We start from the raw sequence: 17,839 nt of genomic DNA, 5'->3' as shown, positions 1-17,839 counted from the left end.
TCAGCCTCCTGAAGCGTCACGCGTCGAAGGATAGCATCAAGTGCAAGAGCCGCATCGCGGGCTGGAACAACCAGTTCCTCATGCAAGTGATTACCGGAACAGGAGTTTAATGTGCGCTGGCCCTGTCAAACACCCCCGCCGCCCGCCACTCCTGGAAACGCCGGTGTGCCGTCGAACTCGAACAGATGCCACGGGTATCTGTTCCAGTTCGACGGCGCCTAGGCGTTTTCAGGAATGGTGTGCCACCGATGTGTTTGTGAAGCTGTGGCAAGGCTGGCTGGAGGTGTATGACGAGCTGCAGGGACTCGACTGGTCTTGGCTGAGCATGGACGGAGCGCTGACCAAGGCCCCCTGGGGGTGGGGAAAACACCGGCCCCAATCCCACGGACCGAGCCAAACGCGGCACCAAGCGAAGTCTACTGGTCGAAGGCCGGGGTGTGCCGGTGGGACTGGCCGCGGCGGGCGCCAACGTCAACGACTTCAAGCTGGCAAATGAGACGGTCAAGAGCATTCCGATCAAGCGACCTCGCCCGAGTCGTCATCGACCACAGCATTCGTATTTGGATAAGGGGTATGATTACGATAAAGCCCGGGAATTGGCTCAAGAGTTCCACATCGCTTCTCAGGATTCGTTCTCGCGGCGAGGAGGCCGCATTGATCCAGCGTTACGCCCGTTTTAAGGCCCGCCGATGGGTCGTCGAACGCACCCACAGCTGGATAAACCGGTTCCGTCGCATTCTCGTACGCTGGGAGAAGAAACCCGAGAACTACATCGCCGTGCTCCATCTGTACCTCGTGTAGATCGCGTTCGGTTGGTCCGGACTGCTATTGGGATGGGCTCTAGGCTGAGAGTCACCGGGACTATGATGGTCGCGGATGATCGGAACGTTGCTGATGCAGGTGGCCACTGTAGGGATCACTTCAACACTGATCACCTTCAGGCACATCTCAGATCACGGTCGCTGCGGGGCGGCGCGGTAACGGTTGCATCGCAAGGAGTCAAATTCGTGATCCGCATGGCTTCAACGGCCGTGTTGGCGCGACTCCTGACTCCGGCCGACTTCGGCCTAGTTGCCATGGGCACGGTTGTGACCGGCTTCGTCGATGTATTCAGGGATGGCGGCCTATCCACAGCCACGGTACAGCATGAACGTCTGACGCACGCGCATGTGAGCACGCTGTTCTGGCTGAACGTCGTTTTCGGCGCGGTGGTTATGTCGATCATCGCTGGTCTTGCGCCAATCTTAGCGTGGTTCTATGGGGAGCCGCGTCTCGTTCCCCTAGTTCTTGCGCTGGCAGCGATGAGCTTGCTGGGCGGCTTCGGTATCCAGCATATGGCGCTGCTTCGACGGCAGATGCGCTTCGGTGCGGTCGCCGCAATCGAGCTAAGTGCGATGACTGTGGGCGCCAGCATTGCCAGTGCCATGGCTTGGGCAGGCTATTCTTATTGGTCACTCGTGGCAATGACAGCAGCCAACCTCATCACGGCTATTGCGCTGGCGTGGCTGACCTCCGGCTGGATTCCCGGTGTGCCTCGTCGGTCGACCGGCATTGGTAAACTAGTTCTTTTTGGAGGGCATCTCGCCGGGTACAACGCCATCAACTACCTCGCGCGACAGGCAGATCAGTTTCTCATCGGCTGGTGGTGGGGAGCGGCACCTCTGGGGCTATACTCAAAGGCATATTCCCTCCTGACTCTCCCAATTGCCCAGTTCAATTTGCCCATCGAGTCCGTGACCATTCCTATGCTCAGCCGATTGCGCGCCGAGCCCAATCGATATCGAGCTGCCTTTCGTCGCGTCGTTTCGATACTGGCCTGGGCGACGATACCTCTCATTGGCGGCCTTCTGGTGACATCAGATTGGGTTGTGAGGCTCTTTCTGGGCCCACAATGGACAGCCGCAACGCCGATCTTCCTCATTTTGGGCCTTTGCGCTCCTGCTCAGGTTATGTACAATACTGCGTATTGGGTCCTTGTTTCATCAGGCCAGGGTGAGCGGTGTCTGCGCATGTCACTTATTGCTGCGGGTCCATTGGTGGCGTCGTTTCTATTTGGGCTGCCCTTTGGCCCAAAGGGCGTGGCGGGCGCATATGCGATAACAAGCTCATTGATCGTTAGCCCCCTCTTATTCAGATATGCTAGTTGTGGTTCACCTATTCGCCAATCAGATTTTTATCGCGCAGCTGTGTACCCTGTGCTAGCAGCGTCGGGAGTCGTCGCATGTGTTCTCGTTTTACGCTGTTTGTGTGGGCTGAGTAACCCTCTTGCGGGAATTGGTGTCGCCTTCGCAGTGGCATTGGCCGTAGCTGCGTGTGGTGTTCAAGCATGCATACGGAGACCACAATAGTATACCTTTGAAACAATGTAAGGTTGCATGTTCTAGAATTGGTCCTGAGGGGCCTGTTAATCTATGCGTTGGCTTTGAGAGGACGTTCGCACAATGGTCGGGATCGAGATAGATGGTCGTGCTGCGGGCACGAAGCGCAAGCTGAGCCGGGTGGGGGCAAAGGGCGATCCCGGCAGCAGGGGCTCTGTATTGCCTAAAGGGCCTGTCGCGTGTTCAAGCTTGCCGATCACGGGGGACTGGCTTTCCGCACCGGTTGCTGTAATGCTGCTTATGGGATCCTATCTGGTACCATTGTCCTTCACAGCTGCCGGGATCTCGCTCTCCGTAACTCGTTGTGTGCTCCTCGCGTTCTTCGTTCCGAGCTTGGTGCGCGTGGTGAGACATGGTGTTGGCGCTCGTTTTCCGGACGGTCTGGTTATGGCGCACGTCGGGTGGGTCTTCATGACACTATGCCTTCACCACGGTTTCGAATCCGGACTGAAGTCAGGGGGGAGTTACTTAGTTGAGGTTGGTGGCGCGTATCTCATGGCGCGTGCGTATGTGTTGAATCGTACCAGCTTCGGCTCCACGGCGAAGCTGCTTGCGGGCGTAGTAGTAATCCTGGCACCACTTTTGTTGCTTGAGTGTCTGAGCGGGCGAAATGTGTTCGGTAGTGTGTTCTGGCACATTGAGCCGGTACATGGCGAGCGTCGTTTTGGTGTGTGTCGCGCGCAGGGTCCCTTCGAGCATGCGATTCTGGCAGGCGTCTTTTGTGCAAGTGTGATTGCAGTAACGTGGTTTGCGTCCGCCGTTCCAAGGAGAGCACACAGGGCCAGACGGTGGATACTGGCGGTCATTGAGGTGACTGCAACGGCAACATCGGTTTCATCGGGAGCGCTGGCGATGGCGGCTGTCCAGGGCGTGCTGATTATGTGGGATGTGGTAACTCGGACCATACGATCGCGTTGGCTGCTACTTACTACATTGCTTGGTGCCGGTGTGATGGTGGTGGCAATTGGATCCGGAAGATCGCCGCTTCGCGTTGCGGCTCACTACGCAGCGTTTAACCAACAGACTAGCTACTATAGGCTTGCGGTGTTTGACGTGTGTCTCGAGAACGTATGGAGGCATCCCGTAGTTGGGGTAGGTCTACAGGATTGGGCGAGGCCGGAGTGGATGGCGTCGACAAGTATTGACAGCATGTGGCTGGTCCTGATGACGCGTCATGGGATACCGGCCGTCGCGCTGTACCTGACTGCCATTATCTATGTGCTGGTGCGCGTAGGTGCGAATCCTCCTGCTGGCAGCACGCTGGAAGTGAGGAAGGCGTGGATGTTTGTGATGGTTGGGTTTTGCATAGCTGCCGTAACGGTCCACTTGTGGGGCGTTCTCGCTACGCATCTGAACTTCATGTTGGGATGCGGCGTATGGATGCTGCAGGATAAACCAGGGAATGGGAAATGGGATGGGCACAACGGCGTAGAAAGAGCAGCCGGTCAGAGTCTACCCGCGGGACGGGGTCGGTTGTCCCGGGGGTTAATTAGGCGAGCGGACAGAGTTGTGACGGCGCGCTGATGGCGGATGCAGGCTGACGTCTGATGTGTCAGGCGCTACGAAGTCTGACCTGCTGTGCTGGCCGGCGGCGGATTGACTGGGGCCTGCGTCACAAGGATTGCAGTAAAACCGTTGAACAGGGTATGAGAGAACCCCAGGACGTCACAGGATAGGCTCCAAGGGAGTATAGACGTGGCAAGTGTTCTTGTGTTTCATCACTTCTCCAGGGAAGGGGCGCCGAGTGTGATAGGGGGGGGGAGAGCTTCTGTACATGCGTATCGTGCAGTGGGCCCCCGCTGGTTACACCCAAATCCTTTCCGAAGATCTAAGCATATGGGAACCTGGGACAAGTTGAAGCAAGTTGTTATGTCCCTGGATATCGCCCTTAGGGGTCTTTCCTACGATGTGCTTATTATCGATACACAGGCGACCGCACTTTTTGTCTGCCTCGTGCTTGCGCCTTTCAGGAGGCCACGCCTAGCTGTGTCGAGTTTTAATGTGTGGAAAAGGCGAAATGGACGCCTTTTTAACTGGCTGTGTAGGGTTCTTTACCGGAGACTGGACTGTGTAATTGTCCACTCGGCCTATGATATTCCTCTTGCTGAGAGGCTGTACGGCATGCCGCGAAAGCGATTACGGTTCATGCGGTATGCGCGGGTAGCACCGAGAAGTGCAGGGCTGGACGCGAAGTACGGGTACCTAAGTCGGATCCCTTACGCACTGAGTATAGGCTCTAACGCGAGGGATTACGCCACGTTGTTCGAGGCAGCAGAAGGCAGCGAGGTTCCTCTGGTAGTCGTGGCGCGTGAGTGGAATCTGGTTGGGCTTGACGTGCCGAATGGTGTGCAGGTTTATTTTAACATACCGCTTGTGGAGTGTGATGCGCTCATGGCGGAGTGTGCTTACTGTGTTTACACATTTGATGGTAGCGAGCCATCATGCGGGCAGATTTCCGTCGTGAGTTCCCTTATGATGGGTAAGCCGGTGATTTGTACGGACGTACCGGGCCTTGAGGGATATGTCGAGCATGAGGTTAACGGGCTGCGTGTTCCGATGGGAGATGCGAGCAAGCTGCGTGGCGCCATGCAGCGCCTGTTAGGTGACCCACAGTTGTACGCGAGGTTACAGCGAGGTGCGCAGGAGTGGAGTGCGAAGTACGCTGATCCGAGTGAGATTCAGCGGGAGATGGACCGTGTGGTGAGTGAGCTGGTAGGTGGGGATGCACCTGTTGGCAGGGGGCAGCAACGGTGTCCCATGGATAGACCTCTGTAGCAGTATTACGTAGGTACGTGAAGCTATTCAGAATGAAGGCAGGTGATAATACTGCGAGCGGCTGGTCGTGGCGAACAGATGGGGCACTGATCTGCGAGCTGCGGCAGAGCGCTGAGGTGGCAGGACGCCACTAGTTGAGGATTGAAGGAAGATGGTCGGCTTCGGGCGGCGGTGGAATTGTGTGTCGTAGCCGTTACAGAGATGTCAGAGAAAGTGGAGGATTAGGCCGCCCGAAGTGGTTGGTCAGGTGGAGAATCTCGACGGCTTCACATCTCGCACTTGGCTGGAGTAGCTCGACGTGGTGGGATACGTGATAGTAAAGGGGAAGGCTGGGCTAGGCAATCGCATTCTCTGCGCTCTTACGGGTTGTCTCTACGCGCGCCTCAGCGGACGATGCCTTGTCGTCGACTGGTCGGACTATACCTACTCGAGCGACGGTGCGAACGTTTTTCCGCAGTTATTTGTGGGACCGAGTCTTGTCCCGCGCGAGCACCTGCCGGAGAGCGACTCGGTGTATCCTGCTATTTGGCGAGGTAGACTTGAGAGGTCGGCCAACGACCTGTTGGACCAGTTTGACCCAGGAAAGCATACTAGCGCGACCGTCTACCGCAAGTATTCGGCTGATATTTCGAGGCGGGACTACTCGCAAGAGGTTGTGGTGATGTGGTGTTTCAGCCACCAGATCGGCACCTTGCGGCGTTATTTTACAGGATCATTCGGCCACTACGCCACCATGACTGACGAGGCAATCCTGAGTGAGTTGTTGCACACGGAGATGCTGCTGCATCCCCGAATCCGCGACGTCGTAGAGCGTTTCGTGGAGAGTCGGTTCCATCGGCCGGTGATTGGGGTGCATGTTCGTTTCATGGATCGCAGAAGCCGAATCGAGCATTTCTTCGGGGCCATTGATCGGGCGAAGCAGCGGGCACGGGACGGCATGATTTTCCTTGCCACAGACAACAAGGAGGCAGAGCGGCGAATCCGCGAGCGATATGGCGACGTCTTCGTCACGGAGAAGTGGTTCCCGAGCAGCGGCGTGTCGATGCACCAGAATCCGGAGTGTCCTGACCGACTGAACAACGCAATTGAGGCTCTGGTAGACATGTACCTGCTGGCGGCTTGCGATTACCTGGTGTATCCGGGCAGCTCAACATTCTCGCAAATCTCCGCTCTGGTGTCGGACATGCCGCGCGGTAACATCTACGATATCGAACGCTATGATCTGCGGATCCGGCTAAAGCGTTTCGTCCGCGGCCTCGTAACCAGGTAAGATGTGTCGCGGGGCGCTCCGATGGTCTCCATCATCATACCGGCTCACAATGAGGCCAACGTCATCAGGCGATGCCTTGAGGGCATGATTTGGGGCGCGAGGCCAGATGAGCTGGACATCATCGTGGTCTGCAATGGATGTAGAGACCGCACCGCGGAACTCGCCCATTCGTGCGGGCCAGGGATTCGCGTGATCGAGACCAACACTCCTTCAAAGGCCAACGCGCTGAACCTCGGCGATGAGGCGGCTGTGGCCTTCCCCCGGTTCTACGTTGATGCTGATGTGGTGATCGGTATCGATGCCATTCGGCAAACGACGGCCGTACTAGAGGAACCGGGTGTTCTGGCTGCCGCGCCGCTCATGGAGGTCGATACAGGCGCTCGTTCGTGGTCCGTTCGTGCCTTCTACCGTGTGTGGCTGCGACTTCCGTATTGTCGGGAGGCTCTGATTGGCTCAGGTGTGTACGCTCTGTCAGAGGTGGGTAGGCGCAGATTCGATCGCTTTCCGATCGTCACGGCAGACGATGCTTTCGTCCGACTCCATTTCACCAGAGACGAGCGGCGAGCGGTGCCTGGCTGTATCTTCACGGTTAGACCTCCGAAGACGTTGTCGGGCATTGTTGACATCAAGACTCGCGCTCACTTTGGAAACGTGGAGCTCCGATTACAGTGTCCGGCGTTGTGGAGAAATGAAAATGCCAGCCACGGGGGCGCATTGCTCAGGATGGCATTGAGCCCAACAATGTGGCCGGCGCTACTCGTCTATGGGTATGTGAAACTCGCGACGCGCTATCGTGTCTGGAAACGCTTCCGTAATGGCGAGCTTAACAAGTGGGAACGGGACGAATCCGCTCGCGAAATCGGAGGCACCTAGGGCATGCCCGTGTCAGATGTGTCCATCTTGATCGTGTCATTTAATACGCGAGATATGACTCTTGCGTGCTTGTCGTCAGTCTACCGGGAAACACGCGAGATCGCTCATGAAGTAATTGTGGTCGACAACTGCTCACAGGACGAATCCGCCACTGCTATCGCCGAACAATTCCCCGCCGTGCGTCTGATTCAATCGGACCGCAATCTCGGCTTTGCGCTTGCGAACAACTTAGCTGCCAAAGTGGCAACAGGGCGTTACCTGCTCTTGCTCAATCCAGATACGGTAATCCTCAATAAGGCGATTCAAAGGCTCGTTGCGTTCGCGGATCAGCACCCGGATGCCGGACTGTACGGCGGACGCACGGTCTTTGAAGACGGCCGGTTGAATCGCAATTCCTGTCACGGCCGCCCTACGCCGTGGAGCCTTCTGTGCATGGGACTCGGTCTATCTGCCGTGTGGAGATCATCGGCTGTTTTCAACCCGGAATCGCTGGGGAACTGGAATCGGGACTCCGTTCGAGCGGTCGATGCTGTGACGGGGTGCTTTCTTCTGATCCGGCGGGAGGTCTGGGACCATCTCGATGGTTTTGATCCCAGCTTCTTCATGTATGGCGAGGATACCGACTTGTGCCTGCGGGCTGGGAGGCTTGGGAGCACATGCCTGATTTGCCCCGATGCGGCGATCGTTCACTATGGTGGAGCATCGGAGAAAGTCCGGGCGGACAAGATGGCGCGCCTGTTCAGAGCGAAGGCCCAACTTATACGGCGGCATTGGTCACCAAGCCTAATTCCCTTCGGGGTAGCTATGCTCGATCTGTGGGCATTGACGCGCACGGCGGCATTTGGCCTGGTGTCTCGGCTGAAGCCCGAGTATCGCCAGGCGTTCAAAACCTGGCGTGAGGTCTGGTGCCAACGGTGCACCTGGCACGTCAAGCGTAACACAACTGAACCGGTGTGTCAGGAGGCTTTGACTCGCGAAAAGCAGGTTCGGATATGCTGAAAGAAGAGCGAGCAGCCCGGCCACTGTGATGCGGTCTTCATGGCTGCGGGGCTGTGTCGTGCAGGACGCAGTAGCAGCGGGGTGCCACTGCCAGCTGAAAACAGGCCGCGCGACGGCGATGATGCTCGGTAGCCCAGGGCTGCTCAGTTCCCCCGATTGGCTGCCGCGACCCTGCCATAGAGGAGTGCATGACGAAGACACAACGGCCTCCCACGAACTACCGTGTTCTCGCCGTCGCCTCGGGTGGCGGCCATTGGATTCAATTGATGCGGCTTCGGCCGGCGTTCGAGGGCATGGAGGTGACCTATCTCACGACGCTGGCCGGGTATCGAAACCAAGTGGCCCCGGCGCGCTTCTACGTGGTGCGGGATGCCAATCGCTGGAACAAACCCGGGCTGATCCTGCAGGCGGCCAGGATCGCCTGGCTGGTGGTTCGCCTTCGCCCGGACGTCATCATCACCACCGGGGCATCCCCCGGGTATTTCGCGGTCCGCGTCGGCAGACTGTTCGGGTGCAGAACAATCTGGCTTGACAGCGTCGCTAACGTTGATGAGCTTTCTCTTTCGGGCCGGCGGGCCGGTGGGTTCGTTGATCTCTGGCTGACGCAGTGGCCGCACTTGGCTCGCCCGGAAGGGCCAAGTTACGCAGGAGCGGTGCTGTGATTTTCTTGACCGTCGGAACCCAGCTCCCTTTCGACCGCATGGTGAAGACGGTAGATGACTGGGCCGGACTACGGGGTCGACAAGATGTCTTTGCCCAGATAGGGCCAACAGAGCTCACACCCAGACATCTGCAGTGGTCGCGGTTTGTAGAGGCAGAGGACTTCATGCGCCGGGTTGAGGAGGCTGAACTCCTCGTGGCCCACGCCGGGATGGGTTCAATCATCACGGCCTTGGAACGGGGCAAGCCGATCCTGGTTATGCCGCGGCGGGCGGATCTGGGCGAACACCGCAACGACCACCAGATGGCGACGGCCGAACGACTCCTGGCTCAGGGCCGGATCGCAGTCGCGTTCGACGAGATGGAACTCCTGGCGAAGTTGGACGACATCGCTAGCCTGAAGGCCAGGGGACGGATCAGCTCCGAGGCCTCGCCGGAGCTGATCGCGGCCATTCGGGGCTTCATTTGCGGCGAGCGTACGCCGTGATCGGCCAAGTTGCTTCGGGGACACTGCTGTGGATTTGAGGCATGTGCGAGTCCTGGTGACCGGCGGAGCCGGCTTTCTGGGTAGTCATCTGTGTGAGCTGCTCAGAAGGCGTGGGGTCGCTGAGCATGAGCTGATCGTGCCCCGACATCAGGATTATGATCTGACGCAGGAGGACGCCGTTGACCGGTTATACGCAGATACCCGGCCGGATGTGGTGATCCACCTGGCGGCGCAAGTGGGCGGCATCGGCGCCAATCGGGCGAATCCCGGGAGGTTCTTCTACGCCAACATGGCGATGGGCCTCCACTTGATCGAGCACGCCCGGCGCAACAACATCCGGAAGTTCGTGCAGGTTGGGACGATTTGTGCTTATCCCAAGTTCACGCCCGTGCCGTTCCGCGAGGAGGAACTGTGGTCGGGCTACCCGGAGGAGACAAACGCACCGTACGGCATTGCCAAGAAAGCCCTTTTGGTGATGTGCCAGGCATACCGCGAACAGTATGGGCTCAACGCGATATACCTGCTGCCGGTCAACCTCTATGGGCCGCGAGACAACTTCGACCCGGAGACTTCACATGTCATCCCGGCAATCATCCGGAAGTGCATCGAGGCCCGCTCCTCGGGTCACGATCAGATCGTATGCTGGGGTGACGGCACGCCAACCCGGGAGTTCCTGTATGTTGAGGATGCCGCAGAGGGAATTGTCCTGGCAACCGAACGATATGACGAGAGTGAGCCAGTCAATCTCGGAAGCGGCAGCGAGGTGTCCATTCGCACGCTGACCAGCATGATCGCGGAAATGGTGGGCTTTAGGGGGACGATCAAGTGGGATACAAGTAAACCTAACGGGCAGCCACGTCGTTGCCTGGACACGTCGAGAGCGCGGGATCGCTTCGGCTTTGCTGCGCAAATTGATCTCGCCACGGGACTCAAGAGAACCATCGAATGGTACGAGGCGTTGACCACATGAAGACAGCGTTGATCACAGGTATTACCGGCCAGGATGGATCGTATCTTGCGGAGTTGCTACTGGGCAAGGCTTACCAAGTCCACGGGATTATTCGTCGGAGCAGTACTTTTAACACCGAACGACTCGATAGCATCTACGAAGACCCGCATGTCGCTTCCGCTCGCCTCCATCTGCATTACGGCGATCTGAGCGATTCGAGCATGCTGGCCTCGCTGATCCGGAGAATCGAACCGCAGGAGATATACCATCTGGGTGCCCAGAGTCATGTTCGGGTGAGTTTCGACATGCCCGAATACACGGCCGACGTGACTGGCCTTTCGTGTGTCCGCCTGCTGGAGGCGATTAGGGACACAAGAGTTCCCTGCAGATTGTACCAGGCCTCCAGCAGCGAGATGTTTGGAGCGGCGCCACCTCCGCAGAACGAAGACACCGCCTTTGTTCCACGGAGTCCGTATGCGGTCGCCAAAGTGTACGGCTACTGGATTACGGTGAACTACCGTCAGGCATATGGCATGTACGCCGCCAACGGGATCCTGTTCAATCACGAATCTCCACGACGCGGTGAGACTTTTGTCACGCGCAAGATCACACGGGCGGTCGCAGCGATCGCGGCTGGGAGGCAAAAAGACCTTTTCCTGGGCAATCTGGACGCCCGGCGTGATTGGGGTTACGCGCCCGACTATGTCGAGGCCATGTGGCTCATGCTTCAGCAGAATGAGCCGGACGACTATGTCATCGCTACCGGCGAGTCGCACACCGTTCGGGAGTTCCTGGAATCGGCGTTCCGACTGGTCAACCTCAATCCGGAGGACTACGTGCGAATCGACCCGCGCTACTTTCGCCCTACAGAGGTTGATGCCCTGCTCGGCGACGCCAGCAAGGCTCGCCGCAAACTCGGCTGGAAGCCCAAGACGACGTTCACAGACCTGGTTCGAATCATGGTCGACGCCGACCTCAAACGTGAAGGTATCACGAATGGCCTGGGATCGCCGACAAAGGCGCATCTGTGAGTCCGGGAGGCTGCAAGACTCTGTCTCGCCGCGCTGCGCCAAGGCCAAGAGGTCACTCACTGCGGTCGACGGGGCGAGGACGATCGCCGGCGCCCCTGACGCACCCTAAATCACGATCTTCGCCACCCGGGTGATGTGCTCGCGAGATCGGAGCTGCTCGAGAACCGTTTCGGGCAAATCCTTGCCGACCCGGATGAGGAACATCGACCGCTTGCGGGTGTGACTGTGGGAGAACTCGAAGCTGTTGATCACCACCTTGTGCTGATCAAGGATGGACGAAATGCCGGACACCACGCCCAGCCGGTCGCGGCTGTGGATGGCCAGGAAGGTGCCTTCCGGCTCGACCTCGAACGGGAAGTCGTCGATCAGCGTGATCCGCGGGTGCGGTCCGGTAAAGACCACCCCGGCGATGGTGAAGTCGCGGCCGCCGCCGGTGAAATGGAAGCCCACCGCGCTCTCGTAGTTGGTGAAGCCGGGATCATCGGTGACCCTAACACTGAGCCCGACGCTCTTCGCCCGCAGCTCCGCGTTGACGTAGCTGACATAGTCCAGCTTCATCTTCAGGTAGCCCTTGAGGAACGCCAGGCGGAGCAGGGTGCAGTCCTTGCCCGAGATCGAGCCGCGCAGAATGACCTCCAGATCGGTCGGCGTGAAGTCCACGAACTGGGCGGCGAACTGGCCGAGCTTTTCTACCAGCACCGTGTAGCTGGTCATCACGTCGCCTTCCAGCATGCGAATCTGCGGCATGTTGACCGGGTAATCGACCACGCCGCCGCGCAACGCGCGCGGAACCTGCATCGCGATCGTCTCGGCCACGCGGATCTGGGCCTCCTCGGTCGAGGCCCCAATATGCGGGGTCATCACCACGTTCGGCAGATCGCGAAACGCATTCTCCTTGGGCGGTTCGACCGGCCACGTGTCGATCCCCGCACCCCCCACGTGCCCGCTCCTGAGCCCCGCCAGCATGGCGGCCTCGTCAATGATGCCGCCCCGGGCCGCATTCAGGAGAATCACCCCAGGCTTCATCTGGGCAATCATGTCCCCGCCAATCATCCCGGTCGTCTCCTTGTTCTTGGGCGTGTGGACCGAGATGATGTCTGATTCACGAATCAGCGTCTCGAGGTCGGCCTTCTCCACCCGGTTGCGCTGGAAGGCCTCATCCGGAATGTAGGGGTCGTAGGCCAGAACACGCATGTCGAATCCGAGGCAGAACTTGGCCATCCGATGGCCCACGTTGCCCAGACCGATGATGCCAATGGTCTTGCCCATCAGTTCCGTGCCGTTGAAGCGGTGGCGGGCCCACTCCAACCGCTTCATGGCCTCGTTGGCTGGGCTGATCTTGCGCATGACGGCCAGAAGCAGCCCCATGGTCAGTTCGGCCGCCGAATTGGTGTTCTTCCCCGGCGTATTAGTGACCAGGATACCCTTCTGGGTGGCGTACTCGACGTCGATGTTGGCGATTCCGACGGCCGCCCGGGCGATGACCTTCAGAGACGTGCCCCGGTCGATCAACTCGCGGGGAATGTCCGTTTCGGAGCGTGAGACCAGGCCGTGGTAGGGCGGGATGATCTCCAGGACCCGCGCGTAGGGAATATCGGGCTGAAAATCGACCTCGATGTCCGGCTCGCGCCGAAGCATTTCCACGCCGATTGGATGAATAGCACCGGTAATCAGGACACGATACATCACTTCACCCTTCGTCTTGAATCCTGAAGCAGCGGCGGAATCGACCGGCCCCCGCCGTTTGTCCGCCATGGCCGCATGATATCCGCTAGGCCGGGCGGCTTCTACGGGTCAGACCCGCTCATGTCCATCGCTGCCCGGCCGGGCAGCCTCACCGCACCCCACTTCGCTCCCGCCGAACCAGCAGCAAATAGAGGAAGAAGCTGCCGCCGATCAGGCTGGTCAGCACCCCCACGGGGATCTGCCGCGTTTCCCCCGCAAGCCACCACATCGCGTTGCGGGCCAGCAGGTCGCACAGCGGCAGGAACGCCGCCCCGCCCAGGGCACAGGCGGGAATCAGCCGCCGGTGGGTCGGACCGACCAGGGCCCGGCAAATGTGCGGGACCAGAAGGCAAACGAAGCCGATCGGCCCGACGTGAGCCACGACGCCGGCGGTGAGCAGCGACGCCGAGAAGTAGATCAGTCGTCGGGAATGCCGCACGGCCACGCCCCGGCTGGCGGCCATCACCTCGCCCATCATCAGCAAGTCCAGATCCCGGTGCAGATACGTGGCCACGCCGCCCGCCAGGGCCGCCAGGGCCAGCGACTCGTACACCGGCGACATCCCCACCATCTCCAGCGAGCCCATCATCCACCGCAGGATCTGATCCGAATCCCGGATCTCCGCCAGGAACATGACCAGCACGATCAGGGCCGAGCTGATGAAGCCCAGGGTCAGTCCGGCGAGCAACAGCGTGCCTGTCGCCTGCCCCGGCCGCACCCGTGCAATCCCATACACAATGCCGACGCAGATCAAGGCGCCGAGAAACGCCATCACGCTCACCATCGGTACCCCGTGCCACAGCCCCCCGCCCACCGCCATGATCGCCAGGGCCGCGCCCAGCGACGCGCCGCTCGACACCCCCAGCGTGTACGGTGAGGCCAGCGGGTTGCGGAACAGAGACTGGAACATCGCCCCGGCCACCGCCAGCGAACCGCCGGCCAGCATGCCCATCAACAGCCTGGGTAGGGCCAGCGCACTCAACTGCCGGAGGGTCTCCATGAGCGGATCGGCCGCACCCGATGCCTGATGCCAGTAGACTGCCAACGACGTGCCGGTCGTGCCAATCAGCAGCGAGGCCGCGGCCACCGCCAGCCAGACACATCCGAAAGTCAGGTAAAGCCGTCGCGGACGAGGTGGCATCAATGCGGTTCCATCTCCAGGTGAATCGATACTGAGTGTCCGTTGGCACCCCGGTGCAGGACAAACTGGGCGCCGTACAACTGCTCCAGCAGCCCGGTGTCCTGCAAGGCCTTCACCGGCTGGTCAAAGAAGACCGCGCCCCGGCGCAGGGCGATGACCCGGCCGCCGAGCACCAGGGGCAGGTTGAGGTCGTGGCAGATGACCAGGAGCGTACCGCCGGCACGGTGGTGGTCACGCATGATGCGGATCAGTTCAACCTGATGAGCAGGGTCCAGGGCGTTGGTGGGCTCGTCCAGAAACAGGGCCGGGGACTGCTGGGCCAGGGCGGCCGCGATCCAGGTCTTCTGCCGCTCGCCACCCGACAACGTCTCCACCTCACGCTCGAGCAGCTCGCCGATCCGGCAAGCATCAACGGCCGCGGCCACCGCCGCGCGGTCTTGGTCCTTCAGCGGTTCCAGAGGATCGAGATGGGCATAACGCCCGGACTCCACAACATCGCGGACACGGAACCCCAGGTAACCATCGTGAACCTGGGGAACATAGGCGATCAAGCGAGCCAGTTGGCGCCGAGGCAGACGGTGCATCTCCGACCCGTCTACCCGAACGACTCCACTGTCCGCGGGAACAAGTCCGAGGAGGGCGCTCATCAGCGTGGACTTGCCCGCTCCGTTGGGACCGATGATCGAGACGCATTCGCCATCATCGATCCGCAGAGAGACGTCGCGCAGCACGTGCCTTCCAAGACGCCGCACGTTCAGCCTCTCCGCCTCGATGACCATGGCGGGATCTTATCTTCAGGGGCCTCCGTTTGCCATGAGCGAGCGATTCCCCGCAGCAGCTCCGCCCTCGGCGTTCGGCTTCGACTCCGTCGCCGGGCATCCGGGTATCTGTGCCGGGAGGTGGCCCGGGGAGAAAGCGGCCACACCGAGCATCACTTCGTCTGGTCGCGAAGATAGGAGAGCATCGCCGCCCAATTGCTGAGTGGCTCCTCGAGCTCGTATCGAAGTGTGTCGCAGACGACCACGAAGTCACGGTTCAACATGCCGTCGCGCAGCGCGGTCAGGCTGTCGCGGATCGGCTCGAAGACCTCGAGAAAGCTGCGGTTGTTCACCCGGACGGTGGCCAGGTCGATCTCCAGTGACCGGGCACAGAGCAGCATGGTCTCCTGAATCTGGCGCCAGTGCTCGAAGAACCGCTGCAGGCTTTGAAGAGCCTCTTCCTGCTGCCCCGCGTCGAGCAGGTCCGCGGCCCGCCGCCGGGTTGTCGTCGCTTCCTCCAGGAGATTCACCGCCTGATCCAGCGTGGCTTTGACCACCGCCTTGATCGGCTGGGTCAGCATCTCGATCTTCTGGTACTGCTCGACGGCGGAGGCGAGGACCTTCTCGATCCGTTCATTCTCGACATCCTGCCCGTCGCATCGGAGCGAGACGACCATTCGAGGGCTGGCGGTTTCGGCCTGGCAGACTTCGGTGGCCAGCTCGGCCACAGTCTTGACACCGCTTGCGGGTGAAGGATACGGCCGGTCGTTGACCAGGATCTCGGGCATGGGACAACACTCAGCTTTCAGCGGTCATTCAGCATCGCGACGAACGCCGGCACCGCCCGGCGAGCGCCGTCCGCTTGCGTTGCTCATTCCACGGTGACGCTCTTGGCCAGGTTCCGTGGCTTGTCAACGTTGCAGCCGCGAAGCACGGCCGCATGGTATGCCAGAAGCTGCAGTGGCACAACGGTGAGCAGCGGCTGGAGCGGCTCGGGAACGTTGGGAACGTAGAATACATGTTCGGCCTTGGCCGTGATCTCGGCATCCCCTTGCGTGGCTACGGCGATAATCCGTCCGCCACGGCTCCGGACTTCCTCGATGTTGCTGAGCACCTTGTCGTACTGATGGCCCCGCGTGGCGATGAACACCACAGGCATGCCTTCGTTGATCAGAGCGATCGGGCCGTGCTTCATCTCCGCGGCGGGCATGCCTTCGGCGTGAATGTAGCTGATTTCCTTCAGTTTGAGGGCACCTTCCAGGGCGATTGGATAGTTGTAGCCCCGGCCGAGGAACAGCCAGTTCTCGCGGTCGACCACGGATTCGACTGCGGCGCGGATGGCGTCGGACTGCTCGACGACCTGGGCAACCTGGTCCGGAATCCGGTCCAGGGCGTTGACCAGCTTGTGGGCGTCCTCCTGGGAGAGGAAACGCCGTCGGCCGAGCTGGATCGCCATCATGGCGAGGACGGCGATCTGTGAGGTGAAAGCCTTGGTGCTGGCGACGCCGATTTCGGGCCCGCAGTGGAGGTACACGCCAGCATCGGATTCACGGGCGATGGTGCTGCCAACCGCGTTGACCACGCCCAGACACAGGGCACCCTTGACCTTCGCCTCCCGGACGGCAGCCAGGGTGTCGGCTGTTTCGCCGGACTGGCTGATCGCGATGACCACCGTCCCGAAGTCGACCAGCGGGTTGCGATAGCGGAACTCGCTGGCATACTCGACTTCTGCGGGGATCTTGGCAATGTCCTCGAACATATACTCGCCGACGATGCCCGCGTGCCAGGCGGTGCCCTGGGCGGTGAAGATGATCCGCTTGGCCCGGGCCAGGTCACGGGCGTGGTTGGCGATGCCTCCCAGGATGATCTGCCCCTCGCGGGTGTCCAAACGGCCGCGCAGCGTCGTCGCCAGCGAGTGCGACTGCTCGAAGATTTCCTTGGCCATGAAGTGCTCATGACCGGCCAGTTCGATCTCCTCGAGCGAGAACTCGACCTCGTGAAGATCCTTGGTGACCGGCACGGCATCCAGCGTCGTGGTGTGGAAGCCACTGCTGGTGACGGTGGCCATCTCCCCGTCGGAGAGGTACACGACCTGGGTGGTGTGCTTGACGATGGCCGAGGCATCGGAGGCGACAAGATACTCGCCGTTCCCAACGCCAATGATCAGCGGACTGCCCTTGCGGGCCGCGACGATCGTGCCCGGTTCATTCGCACAGACCACCGCGATGCCGTAGGTGCCCTGGACCTCGTGAAGGGCGTCACGCACCGCCTGCTCGAGATTGTCCCGATAACAGTGCCCAATGAGATGAGCCAGAACCTCCGTGTCTGTTTCGCTGACGCAGCGGACGCCATGGCGTTCGAGGAAGGTCGACAGAGCCCGGTAGTTCTCGATTATGCCGTTGTGGACGACGGCGATCCTGCCGTCCCAGGACAGGTGCGGGTGGGCGTTCTTCTCAGTGGGGCCGCCGTGCGTGGCCCAGCGGGTGTGCGCAATTCCTGTCGTAGAAACGTGCTGACGGTAATCCGTCTCAGTGCCACCCAGGCCAAGCCGGGCTTCGAGGTTGCTGATTCGCCCAACAGCACGGGTGATGCCGATCTTCCCGTCCTGGAGCATGGCTACGCCGGATGAATCGTAACCTCTGTATTCTAAGCGTTTTAGACCCTCAATCAGGATCGGCAGGGCCCGTTGGTGTCCAATGTAACCCACGATCCCACACATCGATGGCTCCTTGCTTATCCCGGCTGCAGAAAACGACGAGAACGCCAGGAAGTTATCGACCATTTCTTCCAGGC

General features: G+C 60.2%; 15 protein-coding genes and 1 pseudogene. 11 read left to right on the top strand and 5 right to left on the bottom strand.

The genetic code is table 11. From position 1 onward, the window contains the following. Positions 1-419 precede the first annotated feature (419 nt). From KA354_16680 to gmd, 11 genes and pseudogenes are all read left to right on the top strand, one after another. Entirely contained in the window at positions 420-680 is a 261-nt protein-coding gene (locus KA354_16680; GenBank protein MBP7936278.1) for a hypothetical protein, read from the top strand. Continuing rightward, positions 676-801, top strand: a pseudogene (locus KA354_16675) (transposase). Before KA354_16680 ends, KA354_16675 begins: the two are co-directional and overlap by 5 nt. A gap of 206 nt (positions 802-1,007) precedes the next feature. After that, positions 1,008-2,348, top strand: a complete 1,341-nt coding sequence (locus tag KA354_16670) for a lipopolysaccharide biosynthesis protein (protein MBP7936277.1) — start codon at positions 1,008-1,010, stop codon at positions 2,346-2,348. A gap of 1,866 nt (positions 2,349-4,214) precedes the next feature. Further along, a complete protein-coding gene (locus tag KA354_16665; protein MBP7936276.1) occupies positions 4,215-5,153 on the top strand; it encodes a glycosyltransferase family 4 protein in 939 nt (312 codons plus the stop codon). A gap of 661 nt (positions 5,154-5,814) precedes the next feature. Beyond that, a complete protein-coding gene (locus KA354_16660) occupies positions 5,815-6,423 on the top strand; it encodes a hypothetical protein (GenBank protein ID MBP7936275.1) in 609 nt (202 codons plus the stop codon). A 21-nt stretch (positions 6,424-6,444) separates the two neighbouring features. Beyond that, positions 6,445-7,296 (top strand): glycosyltransferase family 2 protein, encoded by an 852-nt coding sequence (locus KA354_16655; protein ID MBP7936274.1) that lies wholly within the window; start codon positions 6,445-6,447, stop codon positions 7,294-7,296. Between the two features lie 3 nt (positions 7,297-7,299). Further along, a complete protein-coding gene (locus KA354_16650; protein MBP7936273.1) occupies positions 7,300-8,295 on the top strand; it encodes a glycosyltransferase family 2 protein in 996 nt (331 codons plus the stop codon). A gap of 188 nt (positions 8,296-8,483) precedes the next feature. Beyond that, complete coding sequence (locus KA354_16645) at positions 8,484-8,957, top strand: UDP-N-acetylglucosamine--LPS N-acetylglucosamine transferase (GenBank protein ID MBP7936272.1); 474 nt, start codon at positions 8,484-8,486, stop codon at positions 8,955-8,957. Then, positions 8,954-9,442 carry a glucuronosyltransferase gene (locus KA354_16640; GenBank protein MBP7936271.1) on the top strand — a complete coding sequence of 163 codons (489 nt, stop codon included), beginning with the start codon at positions 8,954-8,956 and terminating at the stop codon, positions 9,440-9,442. The genes KA354_16645 and KA354_16640 overlap by 4 nt, the downstream gene beginning before the upstream one ends. Before the next feature lie 28 nt (positions 9,443-9,470). Further along, positions 9,471-10,412 carry a GDP-L-fucose synthase gene (locus KA354_16635; protein MBP7936270.1) on the top strand — a complete coding sequence of 314 codons (942 nt, stop codon included), beginning with the start codon at positions 9,471-9,473 and terminating at the stop codon, positions 10,410-10,412. Beyond that, the gene (gmd, locus tag KA354_16630; protein ID MBP7936269.1) at positions 10,409-11,422 is read left to right on the top strand and encodes a GDP-mannose 4,6-dehydratase; all 1,014 of its coding nucleotides are present in this window, start codon (positions 10,409-10,411) and stop codon (positions 11,420-11,422) included. The genes KA354_16635 and gmd overlap by 4 nt, the downstream gene beginning before the upstream one ends. Before the next feature lie 105 nt (positions 11,423-11,527). Here the strand turns inward: gmd and KA354_16625 are convergent, their stop codons facing one another. The 5 genes from KA354_16625 to glmS form a co-directional block, all read right to left on the bottom strand. Beyond that, entirely contained in the window at positions 11,528-13,177 is a 1,650-nt protein-coding gene (locus tag KA354_16625) for a phosphoglycerate dehydrogenase (GenBank protein MBP7936268.1), read from the bottom strand. Between the two features lie 79 nt (positions 13,178-13,256). Then, on the bottom strand, positions 13,257-14,288 hold the full coding sequence (locus tag KA354_16620) for an iron ABC transporter permease (protein ID MBP7936267.1): 1,032 nt from the start codon (positions 14,286-14,288) through the stop codon (positions 13,257-13,259). Next, positions 14,288-15,067, bottom strand: coding sequence for an ABC transporter ATP-binding protein (locus KA354_16615; GenBank protein ID MBP7936266.1), 780 nt, complete (start codon positions 15,065-15,067; stop codon positions 14,288-14,290). The genes KA354_16620 and KA354_16615 overlap by 1 nt, the downstream gene beginning before the upstream one ends. Before the next feature lie 152 nt (positions 15,068-15,219). Beyond that, positions 15,220-15,834: a hypothetical protein gene (locus tag KA354_16610; protein MBP7936265.1), complete on the bottom strand. Its 615-nt coding sequence runs from the start codon at positions 15,832-15,834 to the stop codon at positions 15,220-15,222. 83 nt (positions 15,835-15,917) lie between these two features. Further along, positions 15,918-17,765: a glutamine--fructose-6-phosphate transaminase (isomerizing) gene (glmS, locus tag KA354_16605; protein MBP7936264.1), complete on the bottom strand. Its 1,848-nt coding sequence runs from the start codon at positions 17,763-17,765 to the stop codon at positions 15,918-15,920. Between the last annotated feature and the right edge of the window lie 74 nt (positions 17,766-17,839).

It is taken from the genome of Phycisphaerae bacterium (assembly GCA_018003015.1).
GTDB lineage: Bacteria > Planctomycetota > Phycisphaerae > UBA1845 > PWPN01 > JAGNEZ01.
The sequence above is the reverse complement of the archived record's forward strand: the minus strand, read 5'-3'. Positions and strand labels throughout refer to the sequence as shown.

Excerpts from the sequence above, each read along its gene's own strand:
- gmd (MBP7936269.1), top strand. The coding sequence starts at position 10,409 with ATGAAGACAGCGTTGATCACAGGTATTACCGGCCAGGATGGATCGTAT.
- KA354_16665 (MBP7936276.1), top strand. The coding sequence starts at position 4,215 with ATGGGAACCTGGGACAAGTTGAAGCAAGTTGTTATGTCCCTGGATATC.
- KA354_16625 (MBP7936268.1), bottom strand. The coding sequence starts at position 13,177 with ATGGCGGACAAACGGCGGGGGCCGGTCGATTCCGCCGCTGCTTCAGGA.
- KA354_16610 (MBP7936265.1), bottom strand. The coding sequence starts at position 15,834 with ATGCCCGAGATCCTGGTCAACGACCGGCCGTATCCTTCACCCGCAAGC.
- KA354_16660 (MBP7936275.1), top strand. The coding sequence starts at position 5,815 with ATGTGGTGTTTCAGCCACCAGATCGGCACCTTGCGGCGTTATTTTACA.
- KA354_16650 (MBP7936273.1), top strand. The coding sequence starts at position 7,300 with ATGCCCGTGTCAGATGTGTCCATCTTGATCGTGTCATTTAATACGCGA.
- KA354_16655 (MBP7936274.1), top strand. The coding sequence starts at position 6,445 with ATGGTCTCCATCATCATACCGGCTCACAATGAGGCCAACGTCATCAGG.
- KA354_16645 (MBP7936272.1), top strand. The coding sequence starts at position 8,484 with ATGACGAAGACACAACGGCCTCCCACGAACTACCGTGTTCTCGCCGTC.
- KA354_16615 (MBP7936266.1), bottom strand. The coding sequence starts at position 15,067 with ATGGTCATCGAGGCGGAGAGGCTGAACGTGCGGCGTCTTGGAAGGCAC.
- KA354_16620 (MBP7936267.1), bottom strand. The coding sequence starts at position 14,288 with ATGCCACCTCGTCCGCGACGGCTTTACCTGACTTTCGGATGTGTCTGG.
- glmS (MBP7936264.1), bottom strand. The coding sequence starts at position 17,765 with ATGTGTGGGATCGTGGGTTACATTGGACACCAACGGGCCCTGCCGATC.